Source organism: Thermoflavifilum thermophilum (genome assembly GCF_900116565.1).
GTDB classification, from domain to species: domain Bacteria; phylum Bacteroidota; class Bacteroidia; order Chitinophagales; family Chitinophagaceae; genus Thermoflavifilum; species Thermoflavifilum thermophilum.
On the sequence record NZ_FPCJ01000001.1, the window covers coordinates 711516 to 724960 of the forward strand.

The following is a 13445-nucleotide window of genomic DNA, read 5'->3' on the forward strand; positions in this document are numbered from 1 at the left end:
TTATGCGGGTAAAATTTCATTGATTTCATTACAAGGCATCATGTATGACTTCCATCACTGCACACCAGCTTGCCCAGCTTCTGAACGGTCGTATCGAAGGTAATCCGAATGCCACAGCCCACCGGATTGCCAAGATTGAGGAAGCGACCGAAGGATGTTTGAGTTTTGTAGCCAATCCCAAATATGAAGAATATCTTTACACCACGCAAGCATCTATTCTGATTGTAAATGAAACGCTGGAATTGCAGCGGCCGGTGCAGAGCACGCTCATCCGGGTAAAAGATGCTTATTCAGCTTTTGCCTATCTGCTTGAGCTGTATGCTGCTCAATCCAATCAAAAGCGGGAAGGGATTGAACAACCTTGTTTTATCCATCCCGATGCAGTAATCGAAGAAGGTGCCTACATAGGCGCGTTCAGCTATATCGGAGCCCATGCACATATCGGACGCGGGGCACAGATCTATCCGCTGTGTTACATTGGAGATCGTGCCCGCATTGGCGCTTCGTCATTGCTGTATGCAGGCGTGGTGGTATATCATGATTGTGAAATCGGAGAACGGGTGATCATTCATTCGGGCACCGTGATTGGAAGCGATGGATTTGGATTTGCTCCGCAAGACGACGGGCAGTATAAAAAAATCCCGCAGATGGGTAAGGTAATTGTGGAAGATGATGTGGAAATTGGAGCCAATACCACCATCGATCGGGCAACGATGGGTGCCACCATTATTCATCGGGGTGTAAAACTTGACAATCTCATCCAGATTGCCCATAATGTTGAAATTGGCTCCCACACAGCAATTGCTGCACAGGCCGGAATTTCGGGCAGCACCAAAATTGGCAAGTATTGTGTCATCGGGGGGCAGGCTGGCCTGGTGGGGCACATTCAAATAGCGGATCACACGCGAATCAATGCCCAGAGTGGTGTTACAAAATCTATCCAATATCCCGGCGCCGCTATCACTGGAACTCCTGCTTTTGATTATAAAAGTGCACTGAAAAGTCAGGCAATTTTTCGAAATTTGCCGAATTTAGAAAAACGCGTCAGGGAGCTGGAAGAAACTGTTCGCCAGCTGCTTGCAGAAAAAGAACGCGTTTCATGAAATTGACTGTAAGCTTCTTTTTTATTTGCAAGAGCTAACGCGAAAAAATTGTCGCAGTATCGATGAAACCATTTAACACGCAATATCAGCACACCCTCAGAGAGCCTATTCAGATTTCAGGAGTTGGACTCCACACGGGCCTTGAAGTAAATATGACCATTAAACCGGCTACGCCGGGCTATGGCATCAAGTTCCAGCGGGTTGATTTGCCCGACCAGCCTATTATCAAAGCCGATGTAGATTATGTTGTAGATACCTCACGCGGCACCACGCTGGGGCTCGACGGTGTAAGAATAAGCACCGTTGAGCATTTGATGGCTGCACTGGTGGGTATGGGTGTTGATAATGCCCACATTGAGCTGGATGCACCGGAAGTGCCCATCATGGATGGCAGCGCCCTGCCGTTTGTAGAAGCAATTGAAAAAGGCGGTGTGCAAGAACAGGATGCAAAAAAGATTTACTATTCCATTGATACCAATATTCAGTTTACCGATGAGGAGAAAAAGGTAGAGCTGCTGGCACTGCCTTCACTGGAATATAAAATCACCACGCTTATCGACTTTAATTCTCCGGTGCTGGGCACCCAGCATGCTGCCATGAAGCATATCAGCGAATTCAGGGACGAGATTGCTCCCTGCCGCACCTTTTGCTTTCTCCACGAACTGGAATTCCTGCTGGAAAATAACCTCATCAAAGGCGGAGATCTGAACAATGCTATCGTGGTGGTCGACAAAGTGGTGAGTGAAGAAGAGCTGGCCAAGCTGGCAGTAGCCTTCAAGCGGGAAAAAATTTCGGTGAAAAGTGAAGGCATCCTGAACAACATCCAACTCCGCTTCCCGAATGAAGCTGCCCGTCACAAACTGCTCGATGTGGTGGGCGATTTAGCCCTGATTGGATATGCTATCAAGGCTCATATTATTGCCAGCCGGCCCGGACATTCATCCAACATCGCCTTTGCAAAAAAAATCAAGGAATACATCAAGAAAAACCGCCACGCAGCGGGCGTGCCGGTATATGATCCTAACCAGCCCGCAGTGCTGGATATCCGCCGGATTGAAAAGACCCTGCCCCATCGCTATCCTTTTCTGTTAGTGGATAAAATCATTGAACTTTCGGATACCCATGTGGTGGGTGTGAAAAACGTAACATTCAACGAATATTTCTTTCAGGGTCATTTCCCTGGAAATCCGGTGATGCCGGGTGTTTTGCAGATTGAAGCCCTGGCTCAGGCCGGCGGAATCCTGGCATTGAACACTTACCAGGACCCGGAAAATTACGATACTTATTTCCTGAAAATCGATAATTGCAAATTCAAGCATAAAGTGCTGCCGGGCGATACCATGATCCTGAAACTCGAGCTGCTGCGGCCTATCCGCAGGGGCATCTGCGAAATGCGCGGCACCGTATTTGTTGGCAACAAAATTGCTACAGAAGCAGATTTAATGGCTCAAATCGTGAGAAAAGATTCTGCAAGATCATGATTCATCCACTCACTTACATACATCCCGACGCCAAGATCGGACCCAACGTGAAGATTGAACCTTTTACCGTTATACATAAAAACGTGGAAATTGGCGAGGGCACCTGGATTGCTTCCAATGTCACCATTATGGAAGGCGCCCGGATCGGTAAAAACTGCCGTATCTTCCCGGGAGCTGTTATCTCGGCTATTCCCCAGGACCTGAAATTTGCTGGTGAAGAAACAACTGTGGAAATTGGCGACAACACTACCATTCGGGAATGTGTGACCATCCACCGCGGCACACGGGATCGCTGGAAAACCGTCGTAGGCCATGATTGCCTGATCATGGCTTATTGCCATATTGCGCACGACTGCATTGTGGGCAACTACTGCGTGCTGGCCAATAACACCACCCTGGGCGGACATATTACCATCGGTGATTATGCACGCATTGGCGGCATGACGGCTATTCACCAGTTTTGCAACATCGGCGCTCATGCCTTTATTGCAGGGGGCTCGCTGGTGGGCAAAGACGTTCCTCCCTATGTAAAAGCCGCCCGCTACCCACTCTCCTATGTGGGCGTAAACTCCATCGGCCTTAAACGCAGAGGTTATTCGCTGGAAAAAATTAACCACATCCTCGACATCTACCGAATTTTATTTGTCAGGGGTTACAACGTAACCAAGGCATTGCATATCATTGAAACAGAACTGCCTGCCAGCGACGAACGCGATGAAATCGTTACCTTCGTCAGAGAGTCAAACCGGGGTATCATGAAAGGCTATTCCCGCGTACGGCCTACCCATGACGATATCGCTTGACCATATCGGCAAAAGATACAATTACGAATGGGTGTTTCGACACCTTTGCTGCGTGTTTGAAACTGCAACACCTGCAGCTGTTGTAGGAGCCAATGGGTCCGGCAAATCAACCCTGTTGCAAATTCTTTCAGGCAGCATGTTGCCAACAGAAGGCAAACTGAGCTATCTGGACGCAGAGAACCACCCCGTTTATCCTGAAGATTTTTATCGACACATAAGTTTTACGGCTCCTTATCTGGACTTGCCAGATGAGTTTACCCCCCTTGAATCGCTGAAGTTCATCAGCAGATTCCGAAAATTATGGCCCAATACCTCTCTTGCAGAGATGATGGAATGGGTGGAGCTGCCACCCACAGCCAGTCGGAAGCCTATACGCTACCTTTCATCAGGCATGCAACAACGAGTAAAGCTGGCTCACGCATTTTTTGTGCAATCTTCTGTTTTGCTGCTCGATGAGCCCTGTACGAATCTCGACAAGCAGGGGGTACAGATGTATCATCGCCTGGTTGAACGTTTTACCGAGAACCGTATTCTTGTTATCGCATCCAATCGCCCGGAAGAATATGATATATGTACGAAGATATTGTCAATCGAAGCTTTCAAGCCGTCAGCCCCTACTCATGCCGATTGGAATGGTGAATGAGGCTGGATATGCACCAAACTAACGGTATTTTTCGATCTTTGCCTGAAAGCCTGATTTCCAATGAGATTGTTTACGATTCATACCGGGAATTTCAAGTTGGATGGGGGTGCCATGTTTGGTGTGGTACCCAAAGTGCTGTGGAATAGCTTGAATCCTGCCGACGCCAACAACCGATGTACATGGGCTATGCGCTGCCTGTTGGTGGAAGATGGAGATCGCCTGATTTTGATTGACAATGGCATGGGCAACAAACAGGATGCAAAATTTTTCAGCCATTATGAACCGCATGGGGAACATTCGCTGGAAAGCTCTCTGCAACAACATGGTTTCCATTGGAATGATATTACGGACGTATTCCTTACCCATCTGCATTTTGATCATTGCGGTGGCAGCATTATCAGGCAAGGCGATAGGCTCGTGCCTGCATTCCCCAGCGCTACCTACTGGAGTACTGAAGCCCACTGGACATGGGCCACACAGCCCAATGAACGGGAAAAAGCTTCATTTCTGAAAGAAAATATCCTGCCTATTCAGGAAAGCGGTCAGCTGAAAATGGTACCTGAAGAAAAAGACTACCCTTTCTCTGCCCACGTCCGCGTGCGTTTTGCCCACGGGCATACTCGTGCTATGATGATCCCTTTCATCGAGTATAAAGGAAAAACCCTGGTGTTTTGTGCTGATCTGCTGCCCTCTGTAGCGCATATTCCATTGCCTTACATCATGGCTTACGACGTTTTCCCGCTTACTACCCTGGAAGAAAAAAAATCTTTTCTCCAGGAAGCTCTTGAAAAGGAATACATTTTATTTTTCGAACACGATCCACAAATTGAATGTTGTACTGTAAAAATGACAGAAAAAGGAATTCGTGCCGATCGTTTTTTCTCATTGCATGAAATTTGAACGTAAATGCAAACCTAAAAGCATCAAATTTGTATATGTCTGTTCATTTAACCGCTGATAATAAATTGAAAAAGCTGATTGTGGTGGGCGACCGGGTATTAATAAAGCCTTTGAAGCCCAGTGAAATGACAGCCAGTGGTCTGTACCTGCCTCCAGGCGTGCAGGAAAAAGAAAAGGTACAACAGGGATATGTCATTAAAACAGGACCTGGTTATGCCATTCCTGTTCCGGTGGATGACGAAGACTGGAAACCCGATGAAGATCGGGTTAAATACATCCCTCTGCAGGCCAAGGAAGGAGATTTGGCTATATTCTTGGCCAGCGCATCCACGGAAGTGATGTATGAGGGTGAAAAATATTTTATCGTGCCTCAATCGGCCATCCTCATGTTGGAACGGGAAGAAGAATTATAAACCCAGAGGCGACCTGATGGATCCATGCTAATATAGGCTTCTGCCAATAGATGATCAATAACCTGCCTGACTCTTTTTCTATCGATATCCGGCAGCGCGCGGTAAATTTCATCGGAAGTACAGGGTTTATGCAACAGTTCCAGGATGCGCAACATGATGTTTTCGAGCCGGGCAGAGCCTGAATGGGCAGATATACTTTGCTCGCACAGATCGCAGTGATTGCATGGATCATGGGCCTGTTCGCCAAAATAATCCGCAGCTATCTGCATCCTGCAAGAGGTTGCATCCAGATATTGACGTACTTGCTTGAGTCGTTCCAGCGCTCTTTCTTTCAGAAAATATATGTGTTCAGCTTTCAGAAATAATGCCGCTGCGGGTGGCCTGTCTGCCAGCAACAACAGCTGCGGACTTTCATACGATGCTTTGTACACGATCCATCCCATCTGATGCATATGCATCAGCACATCTGACACCTGCATGCGGGAAGCTCCCGCGTGCCTGGCTATTTCGCCTTCATCGATAGCCACCGGAACGTCGGCAATACCCGGATAAAGCCGCAACAAAATTTCTGCAACTAAAGCCTCAAGCGGATAGATCTGCTGCAGTGCTAACAAATCACTGCGGGAAATCTGAAACCTTGCAACCGAAGGATGTACCACGGCATCGGTGCGATACAACCAACCCTCCCATTCCAGTATGCGGAGCACGGCCTGTACCACTACGGGTCTGTAACCGAAACGCTGGCAGAAATCTGGCAGGTAAAAATCAAATGCACGTCCGCCTCCCGTACCGGCTGGTATTTGCAGGTAATTCATCAGCGAAGCAAATACCTGACGCACCGTTTCCAGATCGGGGTAGCGACTCATCACCCATGTTTGGAGTTGATCCAGGTCGTGAAGTCCTACCAACACGGTTGCCTGAGCCGGCAGGCCATCCCTGCCGGCCCTCCCCGTTTCCTGGAAATAGGCCTCCAGGCTTTCTGGCATGTGGTAGTGTACTACCACCCGCACGTCATCCTTATGAATCCCCATCCCAAAGGCATTGGTGCAAACCATATTGTCCGCATTGCCGGTCAACCAGGCTTGCTGACGTTGCTCCCGCTCCTCATAGCTAAGTCCTGCATGGTAAGCTGCTGCCGGGATTCCTTGCTCTGAAAGCCACCGTGCTACCTGAACAGTGGTTCTCCGATCCCGGCAATATACCAGTTTGCTACCTGGTTTGGCTTTTATTATCTGTAGCAGCGCATGCAACTTATCTTCCGTACGAACTACCGCATAATGAATATTGGCACGGGAAAAAGAACCTATAACCTCAAAAGGATGATGTAAATCCAACAGCCTGATGATATCTTCCCGAACCTGACGGGTAGCTGTAGCCGTTACAGCCATGACAGGCACCCGGGAATAAGCCTGGCGTATATGCACGATTTCCAGATAGGCCGGCCTGAACTCATGCCCCCATTGTGAAATACAATGGGCTTCATCTACAGCCAGAAAGCTAAATTTCCAACCGGCCAGTGCCTCCAGAAAACGCGTGCTGCGGAGGCGTTCGGGAGATACATATACCAGCTTGTACATGCCTGCAGACATGCGTTCAAGCGCTTGCTCAAGTATGGAAGCATCCATTCCCGAATGAAGCGCTACAGCTGGTATTCCCCTTTTTCTTGCCCATGCTACCTGGTCGTTCATCAGGGCAATCAGAGGAGATATAACCAGGGCGCCACCAGGCAGATACAAGGCAGGAAGCTGGTAGCAAAGAGATTTACCGCCACCCGTAGGCAAAACGGCTATCACGTCTTTCCCCTCCACCACAGCTTCCATAATAGATAACTGCCGGGGACGAAAGTCTTCGTATCCCCAATATTGCTTCAGCAGACGATATGCTTCTTTACGAAAAAGGGGCAGATTATCCATATCTCATCCAAAAGAAAGCAGATTTTCCGAAATTTAATCCTATGCAGGTTTTATTTTCCGGGTATAAAGCCGCAGTGAATTCACTACCAATACCAGATCGCTAAATCCCATCGAAAAGGCAGCAATCACAGGGCTTAACGCTCCCAGAGCAGCCAATGGTATAGCCACCAGATTGTATGCCAGTGCCCAGAGCAGGTTTTCCTGAATGGTGCGATAAGTATGCCGGGATAGTTGCAGGGCAAGGGGAAGCTGCTGAAGGCTGTTGCCCAGCAGCACCATACTGGCCGATTGCATGGTTATGGTAGAAGCTTCGGCTACTGCAATGCTGATGTCGGCCTGGGCAAGTGCCGGAGCATCATTGATGCCATCTCCCACCATAGCCACCACACCTTGTTCCATCAAACGATGCAGCACCTGCTGCTTGCCTTCCGGCGTTTGCTCAGCATATATTTCCTCTATTCCCAGTTCTCTGGCCACGGCTTCGCAGGTTTCCCGGCGATCGCCGCTCAACAGCACCATACGATATCCCTGCTGCTTCAATATACCAAGCACTTCCCTGGCTTCAGGTCTTAGCTCATCAGCCAGATCTATCCAGCCCAGCAATTCAGCCTGGCTACCAGCTGTAGACCTGCGTACCAGGTAAAGCTGGTGTCCCAGTGGCAGTTCCAAATCCCGGGCAAACCAACGCTCATTGCCAAGCCGATAAATATTTCCCTTACTGTCTATCCCTTCTACTCCCCACCCCTTTTTTTCTTCAACTCGAACAAATTCAAAAGCCGCATACCCTCCCCAGTCTCTTACTATAGCTCGGGCAACAGGATGTGTAGAATGCTGTTCCAAGGCCGCTACTATGGCACGAAAACTTTGTTCGGGCATCTGAAAACAAACACTGCGGGTTATTGCTAGTTGTCCCCGGGTAAGGGTCCCCGTTTTATCGAATACCAGGGTGTACAGTTTGCGGATTTTTTCCAGTATTTCAGGATCCTTGATGAGGATTCCCATCTTACCTGCCCGCCCCAGCCCTACCATGATAGCAGCTGGGGTAGCCAATCCCATCGCACAGGGACAGGCGATGACCAATACGGCCATTGCCCTCAGCAGAGCTGCTGATATAGGGAGATGAAAAATACCTGTGCTTATGATGACCGTCAGGACAGCAATAGCAACCACAACTGGCACAAACACGGCACTGATGCGATCTGCCAGGCGTTGCACAGAAGGCTTGCGCGATTGAGCCTGCTGTACAAGGGCAATCATCCTGCCCAGCACCGTTTGCTGACCCACGGCCTGCACCTGCATACGCACCGTACCCTGTTGCAAAATGGTTCCCCCAATGAGCTGATCGCCCTGCCGCCGTTCTACCGGAGCACTCTCCCCTGTAAAAAGAGCTTCATTCACCCAGGCTTCTCCCCATACAATTTCCCCATCGGCCGGCACTTGTTCACCCTCCCGGATCAATACCGCATCGTGCACCTGCAACAGGCGACTATCTACCTCTTCCATCTGGCCCGAAACGGGATCTATCCGATGGGCCCGCGTCACCTGCAGCCGTAATAACTCCTCCACGGCAGAAGCCGTGCGCCTGACCGCCTTTTGTTCCAGCCAGTTGCCCAACAGCACAAAGCTTACAATAGCCGCCGGAGCTTCAAAATATACAGGAGGATGGGCTGTCCCAAACAAACCGGGAAACAACCAGGCCAGCATGCTGTACACATATCCCGCCACCACACTTATGGTAATCAATACATCCATATTGGCAGCCCCATTGCGCACCGCATGCCAGGCACTTTTACCAAAATGGGTTAGCCCAATAACCACAACCGGTGTGGCAAGCAAAGCCTGTACCCAGGCCAGATGCAACCACGCCCATGACACCCACATGTGCAGCAACAGCGGCAGGGTAAACAATAAACAGACTATCCACCTCACCAGCAAAGGGAAGTTTGCAGATCGTTTTCGCCCCAATCCTTCCTCCCTGACCACATGATAACCCATTTGTTCAATGCCATTCCAAACAGGATCAAGAACAACTGCTTCATCAGCTTCAAACTGCACATCTCCTGTAGCCAGGCTTACCGACACCTGCTTCATGCCCGATTTTTCCAGATACCGGGTGATATTGTTTACACATCCACTGCACGACATGCCCTCCACTTTGCATTTTACGGTTTTCATTGCGGTAAATATTTCAAGCTTATACAAAATTAGGTTGCAACAAAAGGCTGACAATTATCATCTTTGCAGATTGGGTTGTAAAATTTGCATATGGAGCAATTCGAATATTCGCTTGAGCAAATAGAACAGGCTGCCCGTATTTGTTGGGAAAAACTGCAGCAGGGGCATGTGATGGCTTTTCACGGTGAAATGGGATCCGGGAAAACAACCCTTATTCAGACCATGTGCCGGCAGAAACATGTACGGGAAAACGTAAGCAGCCCCACATTTTCACTCATCAATGAATATACTTTTCTGGACGATACCCAACAGATACACACAATTTATCACATTGACCTTTACCGCCTGCGCAGTGTGGACGAAGCTATCAGGGTCGGTGTGGAAGATTGTCTGGATGCTCCGGGTATATGCCTGATTGAATGGCCCGAACTGATAACATCCCTGCTGCCGGATGATACCATTCATGTGTATATCGATATACTTGGAGAGAAAAAAAGAAGGCTGCGGATAACTCCTGCACCATAGGTTTTCTTATCTTTGGAATACAACTGGTAACTCGCTTCCCTGCGTGGAAGCATCATTTATTTTGATGATTGAATTGAAAACATGGAATCACGCACAGTTGCACATGGAGGACATGTATTCCCAGGTATTACTCCCCAAGAAGAAATTCTTGCTGTAAAATATAATACAGCTCAGCTGCATATTGGTATTCCCCGTGAAGATGCTTTTCATGAAAATCGCATCAGCCTGGTACCCGATGCTGTGGCCGTACTGGTAAACAACGGACATCGGGTAGTGGTAGAGCATGCAGCTGGTGAGCGTTCACACTTCTATGATACCGATTATGCAGAAGCTGGTGCCGAAATATTGTACAATAAAAAAGATGTTTACCAGGCCGGAATCATTGTAAAATCGGCTCCCTTGAGTGAAGAAGAGCTGGAGTTGCTGCATCCCGGGCAGATAGTGATTTCGCCCATTCATCTGCCCATGCTGAAAGCCGAGCATCTGCAAAAAATGATGCAGAAACGCATCACCGCATTAAGCTTTGAAAATCTGAAAGACGATGCCGGTACATTTCCCATTGTACGCTCCATGAGTGAAATTGCAGGCAGTGCCGTGATGCTGATTGCAGCCCATTATCTGGGCAATACAGAAAAGGGAAAGGGCGTATTGTTGGGAGGTATTTCCGGTGTGCCTTCAACCGAAGTGGTGATCATAGGTGCTGGTGTGGTGGCCGAATATGCAGCCCGCACCGCCCTCGCGTTGGGTGCATCTGTAAAGGTTTTCGACAACAACATTTACAAACTCAAAAGATTGCAAACCAATATTGGGGTGCGTGTATATACTTCCGTGATTGAGCCCAAAACCCTGTCTGAACAACTCAAAACCGCCGATGTAGCAGTAGGAGCGCTTTCTTCACAGAGCGGACGTACGCCTATCGTGGTCACAGAAGAAATGGTTAAAAACATGAAAGCCGGCTCGGTAATCGTGGATGTTAGCATCGATCGAGGTGGCTGCTTTGAAACATCTGAAGTAACTTCTCTCGAAAATCCGGTGTTCAAAAAATATGACGTCATCCATTATTGCGTACCCAACATCCCCTCTGCTTTTTCCCGCACGGCCTCTCAGGCTATCAGCAATGTGATCATGCCATTACTGCTCAGTGCTGCCGATGAAGGCGGTTTTGATAATCTGGTATGGATCAAGCGCGGCGTGCGAAATGGCATTTATGTGTACAAGGGCGCACTCACCAATTTTCACCTGAGTGAACGGTTTAAGTTAAAATATACGGATCTGGAATTGTTGCTTGCTGTTAAAGGATGATGGACTATTTCAGAACACCTTTCCATACCAGCACCAACACCACTATGCCTATCAGGATGCGGTAATAGCCGAACGCACGAAAACCATGATGCTGTAGATATCGGATAAATGAACGAATGGCCAGCATGGCTACCAGAAAAGCCACACAGCAGCCCACCAACAGTAACAGAAGATAATGTTTTTCAGTGATGAATTGTGGTTGATGCCTGAATGCCTGCAGCAATTTATACCCTGTAGCAGCGGCCATGGTGGGCACTGCCAGAAAAAATGAAAATTCAGCTGCCAGTTCCCTGATCAGCTTTTGCTGAAGACCGCCAATAATGGCCGCTGCACTGCGGCTTACACCCGGTATCATAGCCAGGCATTGCCAGAAACCAATGCGAATTGCCTGCCACACCGTCATCTTCTCTTCCTCCAGCACTTCCGGGACTTTAAACCATTGATCTACCCAAATAAATATCACACCTCCGAGCAGCAGCATAATGCCCACTGTAAGCGGACTATCAAGCAACTGATCAATTTCATTGGCAAACAAATAACCAATAATCAATGCAGGCACTGTACCTAAAATAATTTTCTTGTAAAATGCCAGTCGTCCGCGATCAAAAAACTTTCGCCAATACAACACCACTACCGAAAGAATGGCTCCCAGCTGAATGACAACCTCAAACAGTTTGGTGAAGTCCTGCGCATCAATGCCCATCAACGAACTGGCAATAATCATATGACCGGTGGATGATACCGGCAAAAATTCCGTGATTCCTTCAATAATGCCTAATACAATGGCCTGCCAGAGATTCATGCCAAGCAAGTTCAGCGAGATGAAGCAGAAGTTTGTTGTGAGTCAGCAGATGGTTTATGTGTAGGCTTTTTCATAATGGCAAATACTTCAATTACCAGCCCCAGGATCACCACTATCGGAGCCAACGTTATCCGACGGAAACTATAAATCTCTTCAGGATGAAATTGATTCGGATCCTTGCTCCCGCCACCTACCATCAGCAATAAACCAATGATGAAGATGGCCAGACCTGTTAGCATGATTATGTAATTGGTTTTATCGAATAAAAAAGGGCGCTGATTACGCAGATTTTTCTGGGTAGTCTTGTGAGAAACGGGCTGTTTAGCCATAATAAATCAAGTTTGCATGCAAGATAAGAATAGATTCCATTAATACAAATCATCCACACGGGTACGCAGGTATTTCATGACAGCTCGATGGGTGCTGATCAGAGAAATCAGAATACCCACTGCAATCAGGCCTGCAAACAATATCGCCAGCTGCAAATTATTCTGCAATGCCCGAAGTTCAGGTAAAATTTGTTCGGCTGCATATATCACGATGCAAATTCCCAAAATGGCTATCAAAGCGCTGATAAAGCCATTCCAGATGCTTTTCTTGTCAAACGGTTTGGCAATAAACCATCGCGTAGCACCTACCATTTGCATGGTCTTGATCAGAAACCGGTTGCTGAACATAGCCAGCCGAATGGTATTATCAATCAACACAATCACGACCAAAGCCAGCAAAATACTGAGGGCCAGAAATACCAACCCGATGCGTTGCATATTTTCGTTTAGCTGGTCAACCAGTCCCTGCTGATAAAATACTTCTCTTACCTCGGGTAGTTGCTGCAACTGACGGGAAATTTGTTGCAGACTGTCCGCATTTACATACGCGGCACGCGCCTTGAAATTAATGCTGGCATAAAGCGGATTATACCCCAGCAAAGCCTGTGCAGAGTCATGCGTTTCCTGTACATATCGCCGATATGCTTCTTCTTTGCTGACATATTCAATGCTCTTCACAAAAGGCAATTGTGCAAGACTATCTCTCAACGCCTGTGCCGTTGCTTGCTGCACATCATCACGAAGAATTACCTGCACTTCAATGTTTTCCTTGAAATAGCTGGTGAGTTGTCGCGTATTGATGAACAATAAACCCACAATGCCCAGAAAAAACAAGACCAGTGCTACACCTATGATTGACATCAGATACGAAGGCCGCGCCCGTCTTGTCCCAGCTTTTGCTACCAGCATGCTTCGAATGGTTTGCCGGCGAAAATAACAAAAATTCAGGGTTTGGCTTATCTTTGCCCGTTATCATCACAATTTGCGGATGAGAGGCATGTGATTTATTTCCCCCGCCAAACATGGACAGTCGTTTTTTTAAAAAACATCACAAAC

The 13445-nt window shown here is 47.9% G+C and carries 13 protein-coding genes; 8 read left to right on the forward strand and 5 right to left on the reverse strand.

The genetic code is table 11. The annotated features are described in order from the left end of the window. The first annotated feature begins 44 nt into the window (after positions 1–44). The 6 genes from lpxD to BM367_RS03100 all read left to right on the forward strand — a co-directional run bounded on the left by lpxD (position 45) and on the right by BM367_RS03100 (position 5343). Entirely contained in the window at positions 45–1103 is a 1059-nt protein-coding gene (gene lpxD / locus BM367_RS03075; protein ID WP_092457555.1) for a UDP-3-O-(3-hydroxymyristoyl)glucosamine N-acyltransferase, read from the forward strand. 62 nt (positions 1104–1165) lie between these two features. After that, the gene (locus tag BM367_RS03080; RefSeq protein WP_092457558.1) at positions 1166–2584 is read left to right on the forward strand and encodes a bifunctional UDP-3-O-[3-hydroxymyristoyl] N-acetylglucosamine deacetylase/3-hydroxyacyl-ACP dehydratase; all 1419 of its coding nucleotides are present in this window, start codon (positions 1166–1168) and stop codon (positions 2582–2584) included. After that, entirely contained in the window at positions 2581–3387 is an 807-nt protein-coding gene (gene lpxA, locus BM367_RS03085; RefSeq protein WP_092457561.1) for an acyl-ACP--UDP-N-acetylglucosamine O-acyltransferase, read from the forward strand. Before BM367_RS03080 ends, lpxA begins: the two co-directional genes overlap by 4 nt. Further along, positions 3371–4030 (forward strand): ABC transporter ATP-binding protein, encoded by a 660-nt coding sequence (locus BM367_RS03090; protein ID WP_092457565.1) that lies wholly within the window; start codon positions 3371–3373, stop codon positions 4028–4030. Before lpxA ends, BM367_RS03090 begins: the two co-directional genes overlap by 17 nt. 60 nt (positions 4031–4090) lie before the next feature. After that, positions 4091–4930, forward strand: a complete 840-nt coding sequence (locus BM367_RS03095; protein WP_092457568.1) for an MBL fold metallo-hydrolase — start codon at positions 4091–4093, stop codon at positions 4928–4930. 35 nt (positions 4931–4965) lie between these two features. Continuing rightward, the gene (locus tag BM367_RS03100) at positions 4966–5343 is read left to right on the forward strand and encodes a co-chaperone GroES (RefSeq protein WP_092457570.1); all 378 of its coding nucleotides are present in this window, start codon (positions 4966–4968) and stop codon (positions 5341–5343) included. Here BM367_RS03100 and BM367_RS03105 read toward each other — a convergent pair. Together BM367_RS03105 and BM367_RS03110 are read right to left on the reverse strand one after the other, a co-directional pair. Continuing rightward, on the reverse strand, positions 5301–7256 hold the full coding sequence (locus BM367_RS03105) for a RecQ family ATP-dependent DNA helicase (protein WP_092457573.1): 1956 nt from the start codon (positions 7254–7256) through the stop codon (positions 5301–5303). The two genes, BM367_RS03100 and BM367_RS03105, sit on opposite strands and share 43 nt — an antisense overlap. Positions 7257–7295: 39 nt before the next feature. Further along, positions 7296–9431 (reverse strand): heavy metal translocating P-type ATPase, encoded by a 2136-nt coding sequence (locus BM367_RS03110; RefSeq protein WP_092457576.1) that lies wholly within the window; start codon positions 9429–9431, stop codon positions 7296–7298. 90 nt (positions 9432–9521) lie between these two features. Between BM367_RS03110 and tsaE the strand changes: the two genes are divergently transcribed. Beyond that, on the forward strand, positions 9522–9956 hold the full coding sequence (tsaE, locus tag BM367_RS03115; RefSeq protein ID WP_092457579.1) for a tRNA (adenosine(37)-N6)-threonylcarbamoyltransferase complex ATPase subunit type 1 TsaE: 435 nt from the start codon (positions 9522–9524) through the stop codon (positions 9954–9956). Between the two features lie 81 nt (positions 9957–10037). Continuing rightward, positions 10038–11258 (forward strand): alanine dehydrogenase, encoded by a 1221-nt coding sequence (locus BM367_RS03120; protein ID WP_092457582.1) that lies wholly within the window; start codon positions 10038–10040, stop codon positions 11256–11258. Between the two features lie 4 nt (positions 11259–11262). On the opposite strand, the gene BM367_RS03125 is transcribed toward BM367_RS03120, so the two are convergent. From BM367_RS03125 to BM367_RS03135, 3 genes are read right to left on the reverse strand one after another with little or no spacing between them, the layout of a single operon-like run. Further along, positions 11263–12060 (reverse strand): undecaprenyl-diphosphate phosphatase, encoded by a 798-nt coding sequence (locus BM367_RS03125; RefSeq protein WP_092457585.1) that lies wholly within the window; start codon positions 12058–12060, stop codon positions 11263–11265. A gap of 11 nt (positions 12061–12071) precedes the next feature. Then, positions 12072–12389 (reverse strand): DUF3098 domain-containing protein, encoded by a 318-nt coding sequence (locus BM367_RS03130; RefSeq protein WP_092457588.1) that lies wholly within the window; start codon positions 12387–12389, stop codon positions 12072–12074. Between the two features lie 39 nt (positions 12390–12428). Continuing rightward, positions 12429–13298 (reverse strand): cell division protein FtsX, encoded by an 870-nt coding sequence (locus tag BM367_RS03135; protein ID WP_092457591.1) that lies wholly within the window; start codon positions 13296–13298, stop codon positions 12429–12431. Positions 13299–13445: the final 147 nt, after the last annotated feature.